Genomic DNA, 21,574 nt, shown 5'->3' with positions numbered 1-21,574 from the left:
CCGACATTCCGCACCTGATTTAGGAATAAATTTGTCGGTAGCGCTCACCCAATACCTCCAAAATGATCTGCTGGTCTCCTGTTAGCTCCGTTACTTGTGGCGGAGCTTCTCCCAGTCGATATTCATGGATGCCACCAAAGCGCAAAAAGATCCAACGGGCCGTCGGCTGCTGGGTCGGTTTTTTTTTCATATCCGCCACACTGCGGTTCTGCGCCACTAATCCCTGCCTGATCCGGTGCTCCAACGCTGCGTAAATCATCAGGCTACAGGTCATCACCATCAGCAACGCTTCAATCCGCTCCGGTTTTTTCAGGTACAGTGAGGAGGTTAAAAACTCCGGGCTCTTGAGAAAACGAAAGCCTCGCTCGACATTCTGCTGTGCTTTATAGGTGGCCAACAGTTCGGCCATAGTCAGCGTATCGCTGTGGTCATTGGTCGCCAGGATGAACACCCCGGTCTGGTTGCGAGCCTCTTCAACGCAAGCCAGACTAGTTGCCGCCAACCCAGTGATTTGAAACTGATGGCCAATTGGCTCTTCGCCACTCTTGGGTCTGCCACGTCCTGTATAAACGGGTTCACCTACCACTTCGGCATCCAGTTGCAGCAGCATCAAGCTGGCGGTAAAACGGCTCAACTCAGCGTGGGCATCCGCTTGACAGGCAAAGCGTCGGGCACACAATTTGGCGAAGGCTTTGAGCTCGCGGGTGCTCTCTTTAAGCAGGTTTTTTGCCAGTGTCTGCTGCTCGCGATGGCTGGCCTGTTCGCTGCGCACCAACATCCAGCGCTGCGCGACGCCGGCATAATGGGCGGATTGCCAACAGCCATGATAACCATTGCCCAGCGCAACCAGCGACTGGGTGCCAATCGTTGCCACGGCCTGCTTGGCCTCATTCAACGTGACAGGCACCCGGGTGACAAACAGTTGCTGCTGTTGCTCCAGCAATTGCAAGGTCTCGGCGCAGTACAGTGCTGCATCACCGACCAGATAACGGCTCTCCTGCGCGGCCTTGAGGCTGCTCAAATGGCGACGAACAGTCTGGGCAAAGGCTTTGGTGTCGTTACTGTTGCCACTGAGGGCCTGCATGTAGATGGGTAGCCCGGCCTGATTTTCACAGATGAGTTCCAGAATAACCTGGTTCAGCTCTGGCCGATGATCTCGACTATAACCCCGCACCAATTGCAGCTTGCCGGTCTGCTCGCCATCGGCCTGGTCATAGGCGCCATCGACGTGGAAGCTGGTGATATCGAGGTGCACAGCGGTGCTTTTGAGCCCCAGCCGCTCGACGACTTGCGCCGCCATCACCTGATACAAGGTGCTGACATCGGCGTCGAAGAGGGCATCGAGACAGCGCCCGAGCACATCATCATTGAGGTCATCAGCACAGATCCCGGGGCCGATCAGGCGCTCAACCGGCTTGTTAGCGAAAAATTGCGGGAACATGTGCAGGGTGCTGCTGTGAAAGCCGAGGCCGTTCACTATCATGGCGACCAGCGCTTGACCATGTGAGACCTTGAAAGGGGGCGTTTTGGGGAGCACGGCATCGATCATGCGGGCAATGCCCAGTTCTTGGCAGAGTGCGGCGACCAAACCAAGGTGATCGAGGTTACGGATAGAGATAGCGGGAGCGGCCATGATGATCTACCTGCAAAAGAGAGTAATAGATCAGAATGGCCGATCGCCGTCAAGCTTTGAAAAAGCCAAAATTAGGTGCGGAATGACGGTTGTAGATTATTGCATTCCGGCTATGCCCTTGCCGCTGACGCAATGGCCACCAGCGATGACCGGCAACCACAACCCGCTGATTGAGCTACGGATAAAGCAAAGGGAGGCATTACGCCCCCCTTCGACTGATCACACGACCCAGTTACTTGGGTTGCAGCTTCATCTCCTTCAAATACTCCTGCACCTGCTGCTTGTAGTCCGCCTGATAGGAGAACTTGGTGCTGTCGCTCGCCGCAATCAGGTTCACTGCGGTACAAAACAGGGTAGCGGCCAGCAACCCCTTGCCAACCCACTGAGGATGGTTGCGGCTCCAGCTAACCAGCAACAGCAGGATCGGGAATAGGGCATAGGGGAAGATCAGCATCAGGTGCCAATAGTTGAAGATGATGGGCGACAGGGCCGCACTCACCAGCACCGCCAGCACCGCCGCCAGCGCATAGAGGCCGAGCCAGCTCGTGCCATCCACTGACGCGCGATCGCTGCGCAGCAGACGCGGCTTGAGTTCGCGCCACAGCTGCCAGTTGGCCTTGGCCGCCAGCAGCACAGTCGCCGAGCCTACCCCGTAAATCACCACCCGCCAAAGCCAGACTGCCGCCATCTGCAAATATTCATGACCCGCCAGCCAGATGAACTGGGTGTCGTTGACCAGCTTGCTGGCAAACAGCCAGGAGCCGTAACGCAGCCAGTAGAGCACTGATTTCAGCACCGGATAGACATGCACCAGTCCCCATCCGATATAGCGCTGACGCGCTTCGGGATCGACGTTCTGGGTGATATGGCTGTTGCTCATCACTTCCATGGCGTAAGGGATCAGAGATGCACCGATCAGCAGGGCTGCGACCACCACCCCGCTCCAGCTCACCTTGAGGATTCGGCGCCAGAACAGATAGGTGGAGATCACCGCCAGCAGCGGCCAGGAGTAGTGCAACTGCATCGCCATACCGATAGCCAGCAGATGAACGATGGTGTGCCAGAAGGAGGCCCGCTCGCGCATATGCCAGGCCGACCAGCAGTGCATGGCCGAGAAGAGGAACAGATAGGAGGGGTTGTAGAGCAGACTCTCGTACTGAAACCAGGGGTTGAGCCAGCAGAGCACCAGAAACAGCAACCGCGCATTGTCCTTCGATACGGGGTCAACAAACACCTGGCGGATCACCGCATCAAACAGCAGGAACCCAACCAGCCGCATCGCCAGCAGCAACACCATGGGGGCATAGGGAGAGTCCCACAGCAGCAGCGGCCCACCGATCAGCCAGGCCGACAAACTCCCCGGCACATTGCCCACCGCACTCGCCGCATTGCCATAGCTGAGCCAGACCCCCTCATAAGCCCCAAGGTAACCCTTGTAGAGCATCTGGGTCTGGTCGCCGGTGAGGAGCTGATTAACAGAAAACAACCAGGAGAGCAGCAGCCCTCCCCCAAGTCCCAGATAAAACAACACACTGGTCCCGTGTCTCTTGTGCAATTCGTTCAATGCCTGTGACTCCTGTTATTTAGGATTCTTGTTATCCATCGAGGAAATCCATCTGGAGAAGGTCTGCTCGAACTCGTTCATATCCAGCGAATTGATATCCTGACTGGTCAGTGACTTGGAAAAACGGTCACCGCATGCTAGACATGCAAATCACGATGTTCCCAACTTAGCCGTATCTAGAATACTAGAAAGTGCCTCTACAACGGCATTCTCATCGACATTGTTCATATCAGAATTCAGGCCAGGAGAATCACTAAAAAGAACCCGAACTAAAGGCGTTTTAGTCGGCAACCACTGGTTGAATGTCTCGCCATGACGAGGGTAGATAGCCACTAATGGCTTATCTAATCCAACAGCGATATGCACTATAGCCGTATCCACGGACAATACAACTTGGGAGTGCTTGACACAATAAATTGCATCATCGATGGTATTTACCCCCTCAAGCAGCTCAATATTACTGATGGAGCATTCAGTGACCATAGCCTCTGCAGCTGCATAAGTTGCGGGAGAGGAAAGCATCCCAAAACGATGAGTAGGAAAATTACGCCCCAATATTCTCAACAATTCAATTGCCTTAGCATGAGATAGTGATTTGTACTGCGTACTTCCAAATATATTTATAATAATTACATCACTACATGTAGAAGTCACATTCATCGTTCTTTTTGTTGGAATGATGTAGCGTGTATTTATATCTTTGACCCCCAATAAAGAGAGGATATAGCAATATTTATCCTGAAATAACATTCCTGCGGTAGCATGTGATAGCTTTACATTTACACGTCCAATATCATCATCAAGTGAAGCAACATTTGTAGGTGATAACTTGTGCAAAAGATAAAGATCTTTCATCTTCATCATCTCAGTCAGATGTATAACTAGATCTACATGAGCGATGTTTGAAACAGCTTGACGAATCATATGATAGCTAGGCCTTTTATCTATCACTATTACTTCATCCACCTTAAAATAATCCAAATAAAGGCTAGCTAATTCAGAAGTAGTAATAACTGATATTCTTATTTCACTTGACAACTTCCTTATCTCTCTAAAAAAGAAAGAGGACATGAAAGAGTCGCCTAGCTTGGCATCCCAACGTACCAACAATATATGATTAACATCCCCTTTAATTCCAACTGGAATGTATTTATCAAACAAAAAAACTCCCAGCTTTCGCCTAATCCTATCACGTAATAATTGTAAGTATCCAATCATTCCATTCACCTATCAATCATTTAAATATAGTAACCATAATCTCTTAAATCTATTTAAATACAACTTAATCAATGTTTTTTGCACAACAACACATATAGCCAGTAGAGCGGCAGCAAATCCGTAGACTTATCACGTATAAGTTACGACTCATTCTTTAACCTTAACAAACAAATGACTTCAGCAGCCCAGCATGCTATTGAGAACAGCTGTCACTTCGACAACATTCAAAGTAGATAGGCTGTCACCCGGCGCTCTCACCAGCTGATAGACGCCATAAAGCGGAATAAATGCATCACGCCACTGCTCACTGTTCATCAAGATCAGGGTGGGAACTTCGTAGGAGGCCGCAATATGGATAATCGAAGTATCGGTGGATAACACGGCGCAGGCATCACGGATCAGCGTTGCTGCATCCAGAATCGAATCGGGATAGATGGCGGTGAGATCCTGCCGGGATACAGCCAGAGGCTCGCGACTAAACAGCAGATAGCGAAGATTGTCGTGAGCAGGAAGGGCCCGCAACAGCTCACCTTGCAGCTCACGACCCATGGTATTGCCGCGCTGGCTCCCGGCCAGATTGACGATCACATAACGCCCAAAACGGCGGGTCTCATAATCGGGATTGCAAGGACAGGGAATGTTGGTTGCGAAGGTTTCCCCCTCAACAATCGCCAGCATCCTATTGACGAAGTGAGGCTCGCCAGCGGCTGCTACTTCACGAGCTCGCAGCCGGAAATCGGGTAGCAATTTCTGCTGATTGTCACTCTTGTGCCGCAGCGGAAGAGAGACTAGACGGCCATTGGCAACAAACAGTATCTTGGCCATAGCGAGCTCGTCCGGCTCATCAAAAAGATTGATCACCAGATCAAACTGTCGTGCCTTCAATGCTCGCAACTGACGCCAACCATCGGCATCCCACAGACGGTCATTCAGCGTGATCGGGTGACAGGCCAAGACACAATCCACCTTTCGAGCTAACTCCAGATTACGTGGGCTGCAGAGCAGCTCGATCCTGGCATCGGGATAGCGCCGTTTGATAGCATCCAGTGCAGGCAAAGACAGCACAAAGTCACCGATAGCATCGAAACATACCACCAATAAAGTTCGAGGGTCATTTTTTTTAACCTCACTACGAGGTAAACGCCTAATTAGCTGTTTAGAAAAAAACAACTTCATAACATTCTTTATGTTCATTAAATACCTTTGCTTTAGTTTTTTGAAGAATCATTAGTTTCCAAATAATGACCATATGCCCTATCTTCAATAGTGGTTTTAACTAAATCAACATCTATGCACGATGGTTCGACACCATAGGCATTCAAATTATTCAGCTGCAATCGGCCAAGTAAATAATCTGCAGGCATTCTAATAGGGTATGCGATCTGAAGTAGTTTTTTTGCTCCGTCCAAAGTCAAAATATAACCAACAGCTCCCATAATGCCTCGCTTTGATTTTTTTGAAGGTTTTCTATATTTATGAAGCCGATACCCATTCACCAAACTAGTATAAATAGGCATTTTTTTTGCTTTGCCATGATATAGATAAATCAAATCATAGCTTGACATACTTGATACTGAATCCACAATGCCTTTGAAATTCATGTGAATATGTGCATCATCCTCCAAAATAATCATCCTTTCTATTTTTTCATTAACTTGCTTTTCATATAGTTTAATATGACTTAGTGCACAAGCGACCTCAGCTAAACTTAGCTTATGCCCACAATACTCTTCTGCTAAAGCTAGATCAGCTAAATCAAGGTCTTGTTTAGTGAGTCTAGTGGAATCTACCGCATCAAAAAAGGTGTATGGTATTTTATAATGTTCCATCAACCACGCCATCTTTTCTCTGCGTTCCAAACATCTTTCCAAGCTTATTATATACACCGGAATCATAATGCGTCCTTATACTTATTGCTGGAATTAAAATCCGCACTAAACCAAAAATAGATTAATCCTATAGTAAACATGTATAGAACATTTTGTTGTTCTAGTGGCACATCACTTAGCCCAAAAATTGCAAATGCTATTGGGTATAGCGTGCCAGCTGATATAAAACCATTTTTCTTCATAGACCATAAAAATGGCAAAAATAACATAGATAACAATGCACCAAAACCCAGCGCACCCCGAATAACCAAGTTTTGCATATATTGATTATGCGTGTGCGAAAGAGGGTGGTCTAATATTACCCTGGAGACATCTCCACTTTCTACTTGATGCTCTTTTAAAATATTAAAGCCATTAGTTCCGACGCCAAGTACTGGATTCTCTACAAAGCCTTTCCATGCACTCTCCCATGCGATAAACCTCAACCCCCATGAGGTAGCGTACTGGCCTTCCTGCGCACTATTGATATCATAAACCGCTGCATTAAATCGCTGTTGTAAAATAGCACTGAATTGGAAAAGCAACATAATAGAGGTTACCGCCAATATTCCAAGAAATGAGTATTTTATCGGTTTTTGATAACTTTTCTTAAGCATTAAAAATACAAACAAAGCCAATAATGCTAACCAGACCCCGCGACTCTGCGCAACATAAATACTATACAACAATGCACTGATTGATAAAAAAACAAGAACTCTACTTAAAATGCTTTTACAGAAAGTATTAACTAGAGAAAAATTTAACAATATAAGTGCAAGGGCTGCTTGCGAGAATAAAATTGCATTAGTAAACCCCTCAACCCGATACATGCCATTATAATGCTGCCAAGCACTCACAGCGCCGAGACAAATACCTCCTATTATTACTGCATACTGGCTAATATAAAGAATCACTTTCTTTCTTGGGATCAAGAACCCAAATATAGCCACATAAAATATATTTCTAGCAACGCCATATTGATCACCATGTACAAAGCGATTAAAGAAAATAAATATAGCATAACCAAGGAAAACCCATAACAAACGGCGGTCAATCAAACCTACGAGCCGCTCACCACCGATAATGACATTCAACAAGCCCGTGGCAATTGAAATCACCAAAAGATTAGAAAGAATAGTCTTACCATTAGGCAATAAAAATAGCCCGCAGAATGTAAAAGCAAGCGTTATAGAAAAAATAAATGTGGTGAAACGATCCAACCACATTAACGATACTGAAGGCATACTTTACTTCCTAAAAACATAATTCCCCCTGATCTTGCGCCACAACCCGAGTACATCAGTGCGGGGGAAGATGGCGATCCGGCGGATCTTAAAAGGGTCCTGGTGCATTGCTTTGGGGCCACTATTGGTAGCAACGGCAAAACGATACCCGGCAGCGATAGCCCGCTCCTTGGCACTCTCGTTCATATCTCCGTAAGGGTAGGCAAACGAGAGCAGCGGATGGCCAAGCAGGGCCTCCAATTGGCGTTTATTCTCCTGAATTTCATGGGTTTGTTGTTCGGGTGTGAGCTTGCTCAAGCGGGGGTGAGTCAGGGTATGACCCCCAATCTCCACATGACCGCTAGCGGCCAGCGCCTTGACCTGCTCACCACTCATCAATGAGACCTTGGTATCCGGATTAGTCGGATGCTCTACATCCCAACGGTTATAACCTTCGCCGGTGACTACGTACACCACAGCTTTGTAACCATATTTTTCCAGCAGTGGCAGCATGCGGGTCAGGTTGTCCTGATAGCCGTCATCGGCGGTGATCATCAGGTACTTCTTGCCGTATTGCAGACGGTGGATAAAGCCTTTGTCCGCCAAATCGCGGAAAGTCAGGGTTTCATAGCCTAGCCACTTCATCAGGCGCAGATGCTTCTCGAACATGGTGATCGGCATCCAGGTGCCGTGCACCCCTTTCTCGCTATCCTGCTCGATAAAGCGGTGGTACATGATGACGGGCATCTCCCGGCGCAGTGTTTCGACTACGGCATCCTGATAGATGGTTTCGAGGCCGGATACTACCCCCTGCAAGCCATACTCATCCTGAATGCGTTGCCGAATGGCTTCCGGCACCACCTTGCTTGCGAGGGCGGATTCGATTTCGCCCTTAAGCGCGGCAAAATCGATGGCCAGATCCTTGGGGCCGATATCGCCAAAATTGCTGGCCAGCGCCTCGTCCAGATTCTGTTCGGTCACCAGACCAATGGCTCTGGCTTCACCAATGGCAAAAGCGGGTCGACCACAGAGCAGTGCTTCCATCGCCACCCGACCGGCGCCGATCACCAGATCGCAACTCGCCAGCAGAGCGGGCACATCATCGACATAACCAACAAACTCGGCACGGCCTTCGAAACGGGCAAAGCGCTCCGGTACCTTGGTACCGCTGACAATCCGCACCTTGCAGGCATCCAGATCGAGTACCTCGTCGAGCAGACGGTAACAGAGCTCCCCTTTGGGGCCGCTCAAACGGCCAATGATGGCAATCACCGGCTTGGGATTGTCCGGCGCTGGCACAGGCTGGAATTTGTCGGTTTCGATACCGTTGCGCAGCACCTGCACTATCGCGGGATCGACCCCCAGATTGTCGACAATCTGATGGGCAATATCCTCACAAACGGCAACTGCCCGATAGCCGAGAGCATGGAATGCCTTGCGCGAAGCGTGCACCGGCTGGCGACCATGAACCGTGGTGATCATCGGGGTGCCAGTCAGCTTGCAGGCCACATAACTGCTCCAGCCGGAGGCGCGGGAGTGAGCATGCACCAACTGAATATGGTGCTTTTTGATGAGATAGATGAGGTAAAAGACGTGCCAGAAGCGGCGCAGAATGCTGCGCTTGTTGAATCTCAGCTTGAAGACGGGGCCAAGAGTCGGTTTGGTCAGGGTATCTGACACATAAAAGACGTTGTGACCACGCCGGGTCAGTTCGTTACCGACCGTGGTGGCATAGACCTCAGCTCCCGTTACCTCGAGCTGGGAGAGTGCCATCAATATATTCATCGCGCGGTTACCCGGTAGAGAAGAGAGGAACGGCAAGCAGCCACAGAGACCAGAAACCGGAAGCAGGCGAGTGCCCACTTCCGGTTTTGCGCTCAAACTGCCGCGTTGTGCTCACCCGTTAGCGGTTGAGCCAGGCCATGTAATCCGCTACCCCTTCGGCAACGGTTTTGAACTCGGCGTCATAACCCACGCTGCGCAGCTTGGTCATGTCAGCCTGGGTGAAGCTCTGGTAGCGGCCCTTGAGGTGATCCGGGAAGGGAATGTACTCAATGGCTCCCTTCTGATGATGCTTGATCACCGCTTCGGCCACGTTCTGGAACGGCTCGGCACGGCCGGTACCGCAGTTGAAGATGCCGGAGTGCTGCGGGTTCTGCCAGAACCACAGGTTTACCTTGCAGACGTCGTCAATATAGATGAAGTCACGCATCTGGCCACCGTTCGGGAAGCCATCGCAACCTTCGAACAGCTTGGGATTCTCGCCCTTCTTCACCTGGGTATTGAGGTGGAAGGCAACGGAGGCCATGGAGCCTTTATGCTGCTCGCGCGGGCCGTAGACGTTGAAGTACTTGAGGCCGACAACCTGAGAGTTGATCTCCGGCATCCAGCGGCGCACGTACTGGTCAAACAGCTGCTTGGAGTAGCCGTAAACGTTGAGCGGCTGTTCGAACTTGGGATCTTCGATGAAGTTGTCGTTACGGCCACCGTAGGTCGCGGCAGAAGAGGCGTAAATGAACGGGATTTCACGCTCGATGCAGTAGTGGAACAGATCCTTGGAGTACTCGTAGTTGACCTCCATGATGAACTTGCCGTTCCATTCGGTGGTAGCAGAGCAGGCGCCTTCGTGGAAGATCACCTCGATACCGTTGTCCCACTCTTCAAACTCGTCGCCGGAGACGATGCGAGCCTGAAACTCGTCCTTGTCCATGTAGTCAGCGATGGTCAGATCGACCAGGTTGACGAACTTGGTGCCGTCGGTCAGGTCATCAATGACCACGATATCGGTCCGTCCTTGAGCGTTCAGCTGCTTGACCAGATTGCTGCCGATAAAGCCAGCACCGCCAGTTACTACGATCATGGAGTTTGCCTCTCGTACGTTGATGGCTACATGTGACTGCTTGTTAAAGCTGTGTATAGTGAGCCAATTTGAAATTGCCGAAAAGTTTATCACGGGCCGTCCGGGGATTCGACCTTGTTCAAAACTACCCCGAGCGGAACCTGTTGGAGGAATGAGTGATGAAAACCAGAGACAGGATCATTCACAGCGCGACCGAGCTGTTCAACGATCAGGGTGAACGCAACATCACCACCAACCACATTGCGGCGCACATGGGCATCAGCCCGGGCAACCTCTACTACCACTTCCGCAATAAAGAAGACATCATCCACTCCATCTTCGACCAGTATGCCCGTCACCTGAGCGAGAGCTTCGTGCCGACCCGCAACCGTGAAATCACCCTGCAGGATCTGATGGGCTATCTCGATGCCATCTTCTATCTGATGTGGCAGTTCCGCTTCTTCTACGCCAACCTACCGGACATCCTGAGCCGTGACGAACCGCTGCAACAGAAGTACCTCAAGGCCCAGGAGCAGATGCGCTCCTCCGTGGTCGCGCTGCTCAGAAGCCTGCGCGAAGGGGGCATCATAGATGTCAGCGATGAAGACCTGCCGGATCTGGGCCAGACCATCAAGATGGTGGTGACCTGCTGGATCCCGTTCCAGATTGCCCAGGCCCCCAACACCCGCATCACCAAACCTCTGCTCTATCAAGGCGTGTTGAAGGTGCTGTTCCTGCTGCGCCCCTATGTGCAACCCCAGGTGGCCGGACAGATCCAGCAGTTGGAGCAGCACTACCGCCAGCTGGCCCAACCAGCTGGGTGAGATCTGTTTCACATTTGTTGAATATCAGCACAATCATTTGAATTTACCGCAACAGATTGCAGTAAAATGTCGCCCTCTGTTGATACGCAGCTGAAATAGCCAATAAGGATCGAGGATGTCTAACGGATTCTATCGTCACCTGACCGAGCAACTGAACCAGGTGCAAGCTGAAGGGTTGTACAAGCAGGAGCGCATCATCACCTCCGCCCAACAGGCAAGTATCGCCGTTGGCGGTGAGCAGGTACTGAACTTCTGTGCCAACAACTATCTGGGATTGGCCAACCACCCGGATCTGATCGCTGCCGCCCATCAGGGGCTCGACAGCCACGGCTTCGGCATGGCCTCGGTGCGCTTCATCTGTGGCACCCAGGATCAGCACAAAGCGCTGGAGCAGAAGATGTCTGCCTTCCTCGGCACCGAAGATACCATCCTCTACTCCTCCTGTTTCGATGCCAACGGCGGTCTTTTTGAGACCCTGTTCGGCGCCGAAGATGCCATCATCTCCGATGCCCTCAACCACGCCTCCATCATCGACGGCGTGCGGCTGTGCAAGGCCAAGCGCTATCGCTACGCCAACAACGACATGGCCGAGCTGGAAGCCCAGCTCAAGCAGGCTGATGCTGACGGCGCCCGCTTCAAGCTGATCGCCACCGACGGTGTCTTCTCCATGGATGGGGTCATCGCCGACCTCAAATCCATCTGCGATCTGGCGGACAAATACGATGCGCTGGTGATGGTGGATGATTCCCACGCCGTCGGCTTTATCGGCGAAAACGGTCGTGGCACCCACGAATATTGCGGCGTGATGGAGCGGGTCGACATCATCACCGGCACCTTGGGCAAGGCGCTCGGCGGCGCGTCCGGTGGCTATACCTCCGGCAAGAAAGAGGTGATCGACTGGCTGCGTCAGCGCTCCCGCCCGTACCTCTTCTCCAACTCGCTGGCCCCCTCCATCGTTGCCGCCACCATCAAGGTGATCGACATGCTGGCCGAGGGTCACGACCTGCGCGCCCGCCTGAAAGAGAACAGCCGTTACTTCCGCGAGCGGATGAGCGCCGCTGGCTTCACTCTGGCTGGCGCCGACCACGCCATCATTCCGGTGATGCTGGGGGATGCCAAACTGGCCTCCGAAATGGCAAGCCGCATGCTAGCAGCTGGCATCTATGTGGTGGGCTTCTCCTTCCCGGTCGTGCCCAAGGGGCAGGCCCGCATTCGTACCCAGATGTCTGCCGCTCACACCCGCGAGCAGCTGGACAAGGCGATCGACGCCTTTATCCGCATCGGCCGTGAACTCGGCGTTATCTGATTTGAATCAAGGGGCTGCAGCCCCTTTTTTCTGCATTCATATTGAAGGAACAGCCATGAAAGCACTCTCCAAACTGCACAAAGAGGTCGGCATCTGGATGACGGATGTGCCGGCCCCCGAGCTCGGCCACAACGATCTGCTGATCAAGATCCGCAAAACCGCCATCTGCGGCACCGATATCCACATCTACAACTGGGACGAGTGGTCCCAGAAGACCATTCCGGTACCCATGGTGGTCGGCCACGAATATGTCGGCGAAGTGGTCGCCATCGGTCAGGAGGTGCGCGGCTTCGCCATCGGCGATCGGGTCTCCGGCGAAGGGCACATCACCTGCGGTCATTGCCGCAACTGCCGCGCTGGCCGCACTCACCTCTGTCGCAACACCATTGGCGTTGGCGTCAACCGCCCGGGCGCCTTTGCCGAGTATCTGGTGATCCCCGCATTCAACGCCTTCAAGCTGCCGGACAACATCCCGGACGAGCTGGCTGCCATCTTCGACCCGTTCGGCAATGCGGTGCACACCGCCCTCTCCTTCGATCTGGTGGGTGAAGATGTGCTCATCACCGGGGCGGGTCCTATCGGCATCATGGCTGCCGCCGTCTGCCGCCATGTGGGTGCGCGCCACGTGGTGATCACCGATGTCAACGAATACCGGCTGGAGCTAGCCCGCAAGATGGGCGCCACCCGCGCGGTCAACGTGGCCAAGGAGAAGCTGGCCGACGTGATGAGCGAGCTGGGCATGACCGAAGGCTTCGATGTGGGGCTGGAGATGTCCGGCGTCCCGAGCGCCTTCCAGGAGATGCTCGACAAGATGAACCACGGCGGCAAGATCGCCATGCTTGGCATCCCGCCCTCCACCATGGCCATCGACTGGAACAAGGTGATCTTCAAGGGGCTGTTTATCAAAGGGATCTATGGCCGCGAGATGTTCGAGACCTGGTACAAAATGGCCAGCCTGATCCAGTCCGGGCTGGATCTCTCCCCCATCATCACCCACAGATTCCACATCGACGAATTCCAGCAGGGGTTCGATGCGATGCGCTCCGGCCACTCCGGCAAGGTGATCCTGAGCTGGGATAAATAGGCCGTTTCACCCCTTGGTTACCCGAAACCCGGCGAATGCCGGGTTTCTTTTTATCTCCACCACCCGAATTGCCGTGATATCGGCCAAAACTTTGCACGCAGAGTGTTTAACACTTCACACACAAGCGTTTAAATGGCTGTAACTATTCGGTTATAATCCCGTCGTTTACATGGATAATAAAAGACTGCTGGGAGTATATGAGCGTGTTGAAAAAACTGAGCTATTTGCTGGCTGTCGGGATGACGGCCGCCAGCTTGTCTGGGGCAGTGCTTGCTGCCGATGATATGTCACCGGAAGCCATTGCCGAGCGGATCAAACCAATCGGTCAGGTCTATACCGCCAAGGATCTGGAAGGTATTGCCGGCGCGAGTGCTGCACCGGCGGCGGCCGCCTCCTCCGGTCCCCGCGATGGCGAAACGGTATACAAAGGCGCCTGCTTTGCCTGTCACGACACCGGCGCCGCCGGTGCCCCCAAACGGGGTGACAAGGCAGCCTGGGATCCTCGCATCGCCCAGGGCATTGATACTCTCAAGAAACATGCCATTGAAGGCTTTACCGGCAAGTCCGGCATGATGCCTCCGCGCGGTACCTGTGCGAACTGTAGTGATGAAGAGATTGAAAACGCCATCCACTACATGATCGACAAGCTGTAAGTATTTGAAAGGGCCGCAATTGCGGCCCTTTCAATCTATCGGCTTCCGACTACTCTTGTAAGGTAGACATATCGGGAGTTGCACATGTCGGCCCAATCCATCGAACCCCACTACTCAACTCCTCTGTTGGCGTTGGTCTCTGCCATTATGGACTTCCCGGCGCCACAAACCGCCACGTCTGACGATTACGATACCCTGATCCAGCAGATTGACCAGCTCTGCCCGCTGCAACATTTCGGCATGCTGGGCCTCTCCGATACCGGCCTGAACTGGCTTTACGCCTACAAGGTCAGCGACATCTTCAAGCAACAGCTGGGCCGTGAGCAGTCCCGCATCACCGATCAACTCACCCAGCTGGATGAGGCCGAAGGGTGGTGCGTCTTCCCCATCGAGCATGGCCAGATACAGTGGTTGCTGGCGCGTGGAACCCCAGCCGACCTGCCGACCCTGCGCCTGCTGCTGGAGTGTCTGGCCAAACGGCTGACCGAAACCCAGGCGGGCTCCCATCTCACCGAGCTCCCTTCGCCGCTAATCCGCAAAGACCCGAACTGGAAAAAGAAAATCGAGAGCATCAGCCGCATCATGCGGCTCGCCAATACCCTGCCGGCTCAGGCGCTCTTCTCCCAACTGGAGGCGGTACTGCGCCAGATGCTCACCATCGAGGACATGCTGCTGGTCAGGTTAACCAGTCAGAAGCTGGAAAAGATCTACCCCGCCCATCCCCATCAGGGAGACGAGTTCATCAGCGGCTTGTGCCACAGCACCAGCAATATCGAGGTGAGCAGGGAGTCACGCTACTGGCACAGCATGCCGCTGCGGCTGCAACAACAGTACTTCGCCCACTTCATCATCAGCACGGCTCAACCGCTGGAGACCGACGACAAGCTGTTTCTCGACTTCCTGCGTGGTCAGCTCACCCTGCTGCTGGAGCTGAGACGGATCCGCCAACAGCTCAACGACATCAATACCGAAGACTCCATCAACCAGCGGCTGCAACAGCTGCGTCAGACCAACCTCAGGCTGCAAAAGCAGCTCAAGCAGCATCAGGAGCTGGAACGGCGACTGCAATTCGATGCGCTTCACGACCCGCTGACCCAACTGCCCAACCGCGCGCTGTTGATGAACCACCTCAACCACGCCATGACCCACTACAACCGCTACAAGTCGCCGGGATTCGCGGTGATTTTTATCGATGTGGATCACTTCAAGCAGATCAATGACACCCTGGGCCACAGCGCTGGCGATCAGCTGCTCAAGGAGGTGAGCCGCCGCCTGCAGACCTGCATCCGGCAAAACGATCTGGTAGCCAGACTGGGGGGCGACGAGTTTGTCATCTATCTGGACAGCAGCAAGAGCGACGATGACATCAGCCCGGTGCTCAACCGCATTATCAGCCGTCTCTCCTACCCGTTCCGGCTACTCGGCAACGAGTTGAGCATTACCGTCAGCCTGGGGGTATCGAGCGTCTCCGAGCAAACCTCAGATATCAGCCAGCTGCTCCATCAGGCCGATTTGGCCATGTATCAGGCCAAGCGCAATGGTCGCAGTCGCATCGTCAGCTACTCGGATGATTGCATCAACCAGAACTGGAATTCGCCGGAAGAGATGCTGGCCAGAGCCCTGCGGGAGGGGCGCATCGTCCCCTACTTCCAGCCGGTGATCCGGCTGCAGGATAGCCGCCTGACCGGACTGGAGGTGATGGCACGCTGGCTGACCGAGGAGGGGATTCTAAAGGATGCGTTCGACTTTATTCCGCTGGCGGAGCAGTGTGGTCTGATACTGGAGCTGGATTACCAGATCCTGCGCCACACCTGCCAACAGCTGAAGAACTGGCTGCCAATCTCCGGGCAGGGCAAGTTCAAGGTCGCCATCAATCTGTCGGGCAAGCATCTGGTCAACCATGACCACATCATGCGGCTGATGGGAATTATCGAAGAGGAAGGGATCGCACCCGGCTATCTGATTTTTGAATTCAACGAGCGGGAGCTGTCGCGGCAAGATTCCGATGCGCTGGCATCTCTGCACGAGCTGCGCGCCAAGGGCATCCAGATCAGCCTCGATGATTTCGGCACCGGCTTCTCCTCCCTCAACGCCCTGTTCCACTTCCCGGTGGATTACATCAAGGTGGATGACAGCTTTACCCAGCGGATGCTGCAATCACCCAAAGATTTGGCGCTGATCCGCGCCATGCGGGATATCTGTCAGGATCTCGATTACACCCTGGTAGTCGAGGGGATCGAGAACCAGCAGCAGTTGCAGAAGCTGATTGATATTGGCTGCCGGATGGGGCAAGGGCGCTATATCTCTCCGCCCATGCCGGGAGCAGACATAGTACCGCTACTGACCCCGGCCAATCCTTAGGGTTAATCCTTCTTGAACAACGCCCGCAGGTTGGCAACACCGACCTGCCCCTTCTGCTGGCGCTCCTCGGCAGTCACCTTCTTCTGGTTTTCCCATTCAAGGTCATCCTGCGGCAGCTCCAGCAGGAAGCGGCTCGGCTCCGGACGTACCGACTCGCCAAACTGACGCCGCTCCTTGCAGAGGGTGAAGGTCAGTTCGGTCTGGGCCCGGGTGATCCCCACGTAGGCGAGACGTCGCTCCTCCTCGACGTTGTCTTCATCTATGCTGGTCTGGTGGGGCAGCAAGCCCTCCTCCATCCCCACCATGTAGACATAGGGGAACTCCAACCCCTTGGAGGCATGCAGGGTCATTAACTGCACCTGATCGGCATCATCCTCCCCTTCGTTGCGCTCCATCATGTCGCGCAAGGTGAGGCGAGTGACCACCTGTGCCAACGTCATCGACTCTTCCAGCTCATCTCCTTCCAGCATCTCGGTGATCCAGCGATAGAGAGTAGAAACGTTCTGCATCCGCATCTCGGCCGCTTTCGGGCTGGGTGAGGTCTCGTAGAGCCACTCTTCGTAGTGGATCTCCTTGATCATGTCCCGCACCGCCTCCACCGGATTGCCGCGCAGCGCCTGATCGCCAAGGCGAACCAGCCAGTTGGTGAATGCCTGCAGGGCCACGAGGCCACGGCCGGAGAGGTGCTGCTCCAGCCCCAGCTCGAAGCTGGCGGCAAACAGGCTCTTGCCGCGCTGATTGGCGTATTGGCCGAGCTTTTCGAGGGTAGTGGGGCCAATCTCGCGGCGCGGCAGGTTGACCACCCGCAGGAAGGCGGTGTCCTCATCCGGATTCACCAGCAGCTTGAGGTAGGCCATGATGTCCTTGATCTCGGTGCGGGAGAAAAACGAGGTGCCGCCGGAGATACGGTAAGGAATCCGGTTGGTCATCAGCGCCTTCTCGAAGATGCGCGACTGATGGTTGCCCCGATAGAGGATGGCGTAATCCTTGAACCGGGTGCGGTTCATAAATTTGTGGCCCATCATCTCGGCGGCGATCCGCTCCGCTTCGTGCTCCTCGTTCTTGGCGAACAGCACCTTGAGCTTCACCCCCTCATCCAATTCGGAGAAGAGCGCCTTGTCATAGACGTGCGGGTTGTTGGCGATCAGGATGTTGGCGCACTTGAGGATACGCCGCTTGGAGCGGTAGTTCTGCTCCAGCTTGATCAGCTTGAGGCTGGGGAAATCTTCGCTCAGCAGCACCAGATTCTGCGGCTTGGCACCGCGCCAGGAGTAGATGGACTGGTCATCATCCCCTACCACGGTAAAACGGGCCCGCTCGCCGACGATCTGCTTCACCAGCTCGTATTGGCTGGTGTTGGTGTCTTGGTACTCATCGACCAGCAGATAGCGGATCTTGTTCTGCCAGCGCTCGCGTACCTCCTGATTGCTCTTGAGCAGCAGGGTCGGCATCACGATGAGGTCGTCAAAATCCAGCGCGTTATAGGCCACCATCTGGCGGTGATAGCGCTCGTAGAGCTGAGCCATCAGCACCTCTTCCGGCCCACGGGCGATGCGCATGGCGCGGGCGGGCAGGATAAGATCGTTCTTCCAGTTGGAGATTTGGCTGATAAGGGCCGAGAGCTTGTCCTTGTCATTGTCGAGCTCGTCTTCAGTCAATTCTTTCAGCAGCGCCAGCTGGTCGGTGTCATCGAACAGGGAGAAGTTCGCCTTGAGATTCAGACTCTTGTGCTCACGACGAATGATATCGAGCCCCAGGGTATGGAAGGTGGAGACCATCAGCCCCCGCGCCTCCTTGCGACCCAAAGTCTGGCCAACCCGCTCCTTCATCTCCCGCGCAGCCTTGTTGGTAAAGGTGACCGCCGCTATGTTGCGCGCACTGTAGCCGCACTGCTGCACCAGATAGGCAATCTTGTTGGTGATGACGCGGGTCTTGCCCGATCCGGCACCCGCCAGCACCAGGCAAGGGCCGGAGACATACTTGACCGCTTCGTTCTGATTGGGGTTGAGCTTCATGGGCCGGATCTCTTGGCTTATGATGAGGGGCGGCATTGTACCAGAAATCACCCGATGAGCCGTACCTGCTGCACGGCAAGCAACCTCCATTCCGACTTATCGCACCTTGTGTTCGGGCGCTATTTTCAGGATCATGACCGACCTTTCGAGATGATGACTTTTTCCAGATGATGAGGGGAGCATGAATCAGCAACAGCACAACCAACTGCGCAGCCAGTTTCCGGCCTTGGCGCAGGAGGTAAACGGCCACCCTCTGGTCTATCTGGACAACGCCGCCACCACCCAGAAACCGCAAGCGGTACTGGATGCCATCGCTCACTACTATCGGGTCGACAACGCCAACGTACACCGTGCCGCCCACGCCCTGAGTGGCCGCGCGACCCGAGCCTTCGAAACAGCCCGCGAAACGGTCGCCCGCTTTATCAATGCGCCTCGCAACCACGAGGTGATCTGGACCCGCGGCACCACGGAGGCGATCAATCTGGTGGCCCAGAGCTGGGGGATGAGCGAGCTCAAAGCGGGGGATGAAATCATCCTCAGCACGCTGGAACACCACGCCAATATCGTCCCGTGGCAGCTGGTCGCCCAGCGTACCGGCGCGGTGATCCGGGTTATCCCACTCGATAATCGGGGCGATCTCGATCTGGCCACCTATCACGCCATACTGGGGCCACGCACCCGGCTGGTAAGCGTGGCCCACGTATCCAATGCCCTTGGCACCGTCAATCCAGTCAAAGAGATGGTGGCAGCGGCCAAGGCAGTCGGCGCTCTGACCCTGCTCGACGGCGCCCAGGCGGTGGCTCATCTCGAGGTGGATGTGCAAGCCATCGGTTGCGACTTCTACGCCTTCTCCGGCCACAAGCTCTATGGCCCGACCGGCATCGGAGTGTTGTGGGGCCGCACCGAGCTATTGGAGCGGATGCCGCCCTGGCAAGCCGGTGGCGAGATGATCGATCGGGTCAGTTTCAGCGGCACCACCTTCAATAACCTGCCTTTCAAATTCGAGGCGGGCACCCCCCATATCGCTGGCGCTATCGGCCTCGCCGCTGCCATCGACTTTGTGATGGAGCAAGACCGGCAATGGCTCGCCAGCCATGAGCAGGCACTAACCGACTATCTGGTCGCAGGCCTGCAACAGGTGCCGGGGTTGCGTCTGATCGGCGAATCCGGCCAGCGCGCCGGTGCGGTCTCTTTCTTGCTCGACGACATCCACCCGCAAGATGCTGCTACCCTGCTCGACATGCAGGGTATCGCCCTGCGAGTCGGCCATCACTGCGCCATGCCGTTGATGGAGTCGCTCGGGATCGGCGGCACGATGCGCGCCTCGCTGGCCTGCTACAACAATCGGGACGATGTCGACGCCCTGCTGGCCGCCCTGCACAAACTCAGTGACTTCTTCTAAGGCAGACAACCGAATGAGTGACCTCGCAAGCTATACCCAGATTGGCCTTGAGCCCAACGCCGACACCATCCGCCAGCAGTTTGCCGCCGCTCATGGCTGGGAGAACCAGTACCGGCTCATCATCCAGCTCGGCAAGCAGCTGCCAGCGCTACCCGCCGAATGGCAGCAGGAGGAGTTCCGCCTCAAGGGGTGTGAAAGCCAGGCCTGGCTGAAGGGAGAACAAAGCGAGGATGGCTGCTGGCACTTTGCCTGTGATTCCGATGCCCGCATCGTGCGGGGCCTTATCGTCATCGTGCTGGCGGCACTCAACCACCAATCGTCTGCGGCGATCCAGGCTTTTGATATGGAAGGGTATTTCAGCGAACTGGGACTTGAGAAACACTTGAGCCCGTCACGAGGTAACGGGCTCAGAGCGATCGTGCTGGCGATCCGGGAGCAGGCAGTCTAATCCGCTTTGTGCAGAGGTCGATTAGGCTTCGCCAATCGACCCAGAATCTTCATTCCCTGCCTCTTTCTCGGCTCGGGCGCCCCGCTCGGTAATCTTCTTCAATACCCGGGACGCGGCAACCAGCCCAAAGGTTGCCGTCACCGGCGTCACCGCGCCAAAGCCGGAGGCGCAATCCATCTTCATGGTGCCATCGCTGGCCGCTTTTGCCTGACAGGTGCCACCATTACCATCCGGATAACTCAGCTGCTCGGTTGAGAAGACACACTCCACCCCGAATTTGCGCGCCGGATTCTTGCTGAAGTTGTGCAACCGGCGCAGGTCGGAGCGCACCTTGGCCGCCAACGGGTCTTGAATAGTCTTGGCCAGATCCGCCACAGTGATCTGGGTCGGATCCATCTGCCCGCCGGCACCTCCCGCCACAATCACCGGGATCTTGTTGCGCTTGCAGAAGGCAATCAGCGCCACCTTGGCCTTGACCGAGTCGATGGCGTCCACCACATAGTCAAACTCCCGCTTGATATGCTCGGCCAGGTTATCGGCGGTGACGAAATCGTCCACCTCGATCACTTCGCAATCCGGATTGATGGCGCGAATGCGCTCGGCCATCACCTCGGTCTTGAGGCGACCAACCGTCCCCTGCATAGCGTGGATCTGGCGATTGGTGTTGGTGATGCATATATCATCCATGTCGATCAGGGTGATCTGGTTGATACCGGCACGGGCCAGCGCCTCGGCCGCCCAGGAGCCCACGCCGCCGATCCCCACCACACAGACCTTAGCCTGGCTAAAGGAACGCAGGGCGTTCTGACCATAAAGACGGGCAATGCCCCCGAATCGCTGTAGATATTCTGCTTTCATACCACCACCTTACTTGAGGGCGGCCATTATAACGACAACCAACGCCAGCGGCGATGGCAGAACCGGAGAAAATAGGGGAGGAAAAACAGGGAAAACGGCAGGGAAGAGGGAATAAAAGGTCAATATTAAGGCGATTTACTGAATTGTAGGCTATAAAAAACCCCGCTCGATGAGCGGGGTTTCTTGTATTGGGTGCCTGGCAGTGTCCTACTCTCGCATGGCGAATGCCACACTACCATCGGCGCTACCGCGTTTCACTTCTGAGTTCGGCATGGGAT

17 protein-coding genes are annotated in these 21,574 nt (G+C 54.5%); 7 read left to right on the top strand and 10 right to left on the bottom strand.

The genetic code is table 11. From position 1 onward, the window contains the following. Positions 1-19 precede the first annotated feature (19 nt). The 8 genes from AB5Y85_RS18040 to rfaD form a co-directional block, all read right to left on the bottom strand. The gene (locus tag AB5Y85_RS18040; RefSeq protein WP_201991050.1) at positions 20-1,633 is read right to left on the bottom strand and encodes an IS1634 family transposase; all 1,614 of its coding nucleotides are present in this window, start codon (positions 1,631-1,633) and stop codon (positions 20-22) included. 232 nt (positions 1,634-1,865) lie between these two features. Then, a complete protein-coding gene (locus AB5Y85_RS18035) occupies positions 1,866-3,077 on the bottom strand; it encodes a 3-deoxy-D-manno-octulosonic acid transferase (RefSeq protein WP_368221912.1) in 1,212 nt (403 codons plus the stop codon). A 270-nt stretch (positions 3,078-3,347) separates the two neighbouring features. Further along, positions 3,348-4,415, bottom strand: a complete 1,068-nt coding sequence (locus AB5Y85_RS18030; RefSeq protein ID WP_335842373.1) for a glycosyltransferase family 9 protein — start codon at positions 4,413-4,415, stop codon at positions 3,348-3,350. A 177-nt stretch (positions 4,416-4,592) separates the two neighbouring features. Then, a complete protein-coding gene (locus AB5Y85_RS18025; RefSeq protein WP_335842362.1) occupies positions 4,593-5,591 on the bottom strand; it encodes a lipopolysaccharide heptosyltransferase family protein in 999 nt (332 codons plus the stop codon). Between the two features lie 32 nt (positions 5,592-5,623). Further along, the gene (locus AB5Y85_RS18020) at positions 5,624-6,310 is read right to left on the bottom strand and encodes a glycosyltransferase family 25 protein (protein ID WP_368221909.1); all 687 of its coding nucleotides are present in this window, start codon (positions 6,308-6,310) and stop codon (positions 5,624-5,626) included. Continuing rightward, positions 6,307-7,527, bottom strand: coding sequence for an O-antigen ligase family protein (locus tag AB5Y85_RS18015; protein ID WP_368221908.1), 1,221 nt, complete (start codon positions 7,525-7,527; stop codon positions 6,307-6,309). The genes AB5Y85_RS18020 and AB5Y85_RS18015 overlap by 4 nt, the downstream gene beginning before the upstream one ends. A gap of 3 nt (positions 7,528-7,530) precedes the next feature. Next, positions 7,531-9,291: a polysaccharide deacetylase family protein gene (locus AB5Y85_RS18010; protein WP_368221907.1), complete on the bottom strand. Its 1,761-nt coding sequence runs from the start codon at positions 9,289-9,291 to the stop codon at positions 7,531-7,533. Positions 9,292-9,409: 118 nt separating this feature from the next. Then, positions 9,410-10,366, bottom strand: a complete 957-nt coding sequence (gene rfaD, locus AB5Y85_RS18005; RefSeq protein ID WP_005340846.1) for an ADP-glyceromanno-heptose 6-epimerase — start codon at positions 10,364-10,366, stop codon at positions 9,410-9,412. Between the two features lie 158 nt (positions 10,367-10,524). Between rfaD and AB5Y85_RS18000 the strand changes: the two genes are divergently transcribed. From AB5Y85_RS18000 to AB5Y85_RS17980, 5 genes are all read left to right on the top strand, one after another. After that, positions 10,525-11,169 carry a TetR/AcrR family transcriptional regulator gene (locus tag AB5Y85_RS18000; protein WP_005340848.1) on the top strand — a complete coding sequence of 215 codons (645 nt, stop codon included), beginning with the start codon at positions 10,525-10,527 and terminating at the stop codon, positions 11,167-11,169. A 115-nt stretch (positions 11,170-11,284) separates the two neighbouring features. Further along, on the top strand, positions 11,285-12,475 hold the full coding sequence (locus AB5Y85_RS17995) for a glycine C-acetyltransferase (RefSeq protein WP_127007235.1): 1,191 nt from the start codon (positions 11,285-11,287) through the stop codon (positions 12,473-12,475). A 55-nt stretch (positions 12,476-12,530) separates the two neighbouring features. After that, a complete protein-coding gene (gene tdh, locus AB5Y85_RS17990) occupies positions 12,531-13,559 on the top strand; it encodes an L-threonine 3-dehydrogenase (RefSeq protein ID WP_005340852.1) in 1,029 nt (342 codons plus the stop codon). A gap of 197 nt (positions 13,560-13,756) precedes the next feature. Beyond that, a complete protein-coding gene (locus tag AB5Y85_RS17985) occupies positions 13,757-14,212 on the top strand; it encodes a cytochrome c5 family protein (protein ID WP_180343682.1) in 456 nt (151 codons plus the stop codon). An 84-nt stretch (positions 14,213-14,296) separates the two neighbouring features. Beyond that, positions 14,297-16,573 (top strand): putative bifunctional diguanylate cyclase/phosphodiesterase, encoded by a 2,277-nt coding sequence (locus AB5Y85_RS17980; RefSeq protein ID WP_368221903.1) that lies wholly within the window; start codon positions 14,297-14,299, stop codon positions 16,571-16,573. A gap of 2 nt (positions 16,574-16,575) precedes the next feature. On the opposite strand, the gene rep is transcribed toward AB5Y85_RS17980, so the two are convergent. Beyond that, positions 16,576-18,588, bottom strand: coding sequence for a DNA helicase Rep (gene rep / locus AB5Y85_RS17975; RefSeq protein ID WP_005340859.1), 2,013 nt, complete (start codon positions 18,586-18,588; stop codon positions 16,576-16,578). Positions 18,589-18,769: 181 nt separating this feature from the next. On the opposite strand from rep, the gene AB5Y85_RS17970 reads away from it, so the two are divergent. Together AB5Y85_RS17970 and AB5Y85_RS17965 are read left to right on the top strand one after the other, a co-directional pair. Next, positions 18,770-19,990, top strand: a complete 1,221-nt coding sequence (locus AB5Y85_RS17970) for an aminotransferase class V-fold PLP-dependent enzyme (RefSeq protein WP_257687617.1) — start codon at positions 18,770-18,772, stop codon at positions 19,988-19,990. A gap of 13 nt (positions 19,991-20,003) precedes the next feature. Continuing rightward, entirely contained in the window at positions 20,004-20,438 is a 435-nt protein-coding gene (locus AB5Y85_RS17965) for a SufE family protein (RefSeq protein WP_240533667.1), read from the top strand. Positions 20,439-20,459: 21 nt separating this feature from the next. On the opposite strand, the gene tcdA is transcribed toward AB5Y85_RS17965, so the two are convergent. Further along, positions 20,460-21,296 carry a tRNA cyclic N6-threonylcarbamoyladenosine(37) synthase TcdA gene (gene tcdA, locus AB5Y85_RS17960; protein WP_101530391.1) on the bottom strand — a complete coding sequence of 279 codons (837 nt, stop codon included), beginning with the start codon at positions 21,294-21,296 and terminating at the stop codon, positions 20,460-20,462. Positions 21,297-21,574 lie beyond the last annotated feature (278 nt).

It is taken from the genome of Aeromonas sp. R3-1 (assembly GCF_040908345.1).
Taxonomy (GTDB): Bacteria; Pseudomonadota; Gammaproteobacteria; order Enterobacterales; family Aeromonadaceae; genus Aeromonas; species Aeromonas veronii.
The sequence above is the reverse complement of the archived record's forward strand: the minus strand, read 5'-3'. Positions and strand labels throughout refer to the sequence as shown.

Bases quoted from the DNA above. Each gene is read 5' to 3' on its own strand.
- AB5Y85_RS18040 (WP_201991050.1), bottom strand. From the start codon at position 1,633: ATGGCCGCTCCCGCTATCTCTATCCGTAACCTCGATCACCTTGGTTTG.
- AB5Y85_RS18035 (WP_368221912.1), bottom strand. From the start codon at position 3,077: ATGCTCTACAAGGGTTACCTTGGGGCTTATGAGGGGGTCTGGCTCAGC.
- AB5Y85_RS18030 (WP_335842373.1), bottom strand. From the start codon at position 4,415: ATGATTGGATACTTACAATTATTACGTGATAGGATTAGGCGAAAGCTG.
- AB5Y85_RS18025 (WP_335842362.1), bottom strand. From the start codon at position 5,591: ATGAAGTTGTTTTTTTCTAAACAGCTAATTAGGCGTTTACCTCGTAGT.
- AB5Y85_RS18020 (WP_368221909.1), bottom strand. From the start codon at position 6,310: ATGATTCCGGTGTATATAATAAGCTTGGAAAGATGTTTGGAACGCAGA.
- AB5Y85_RS18015 (WP_368221908.1), bottom strand. From the start codon at position 7,527: ATGCCTTCAGTATCGTTAATGTGGTTGGATCGTTTCACCACATTTATT.
- AB5Y85_RS18010 (WP_368221907.1), bottom strand. From the start codon at position 9,291: ATGAATATATTGATGGCACTCTCCCAGCTCGAGGTAACGGGAGCTGAG.
- rfaD (WP_005340846.1), bottom strand. From the start codon at position 10,366: ATGATCGTAGTAACTGGCGGTGCTGGCTTTATCGGCAGCAATCTGGTC.
- AB5Y85_RS18000 (WP_005340848.1), top strand. From the start codon at position 10,525: ATGAAAACCAGAGACAGGATCATTCACAGCGCGACCGAGCTGTTCAAC.
- AB5Y85_RS17995 (WP_127007235.1), top strand. From the start codon at position 11,285: ATGTCTAACGGATTCTATCGTCACCTGACCGAGCAACTGAACCAGGTG.
- tdh (WP_005340852.1), top strand. From the start codon at position 12,531: ATGAAAGCACTCTCCAAACTGCACAAAGAGGTCGGCATCTGGATGACG.
- AB5Y85_RS17985 (WP_180343682.1), top strand. From the start codon at position 13,757: ATGAGCGTGTTGAAAAAACTGAGCTATTTGCTGGCTGTCGGGATGACG.
- AB5Y85_RS17980 (WP_368221903.1), top strand. From the start codon at position 14,297: ATGTCGGCCCAATCCATCGAACCCCACTACTCAACTCCTCTGTTGGCG.
- rep (WP_005340859.1), bottom strand. From the start codon at position 18,588: ATGAAGCTCAACCCCAATCAGAACGAAGCGGTCAAGTATGTCTCCGGC.
- AB5Y85_RS17970 (WP_257687617.1), top strand. From the start codon at position 18,770: ATGAATCAGCAACAGCACAACCAACTGCGCAGCCAGTTTCCGGCCTTG.
- AB5Y85_RS17965 (WP_240533667.1), top strand. From the start codon at position 20,004: ATGAGTGACCTCGCAAGCTATACCCAGATTGGCCTTGAGCCCAACGCC.
- tcdA (WP_101530391.1), bottom strand. From the start codon at position 21,296: ATGAAAGCAGAATATCTACAGCGATTCGGGGGCATTGCCCGTCTTTAT.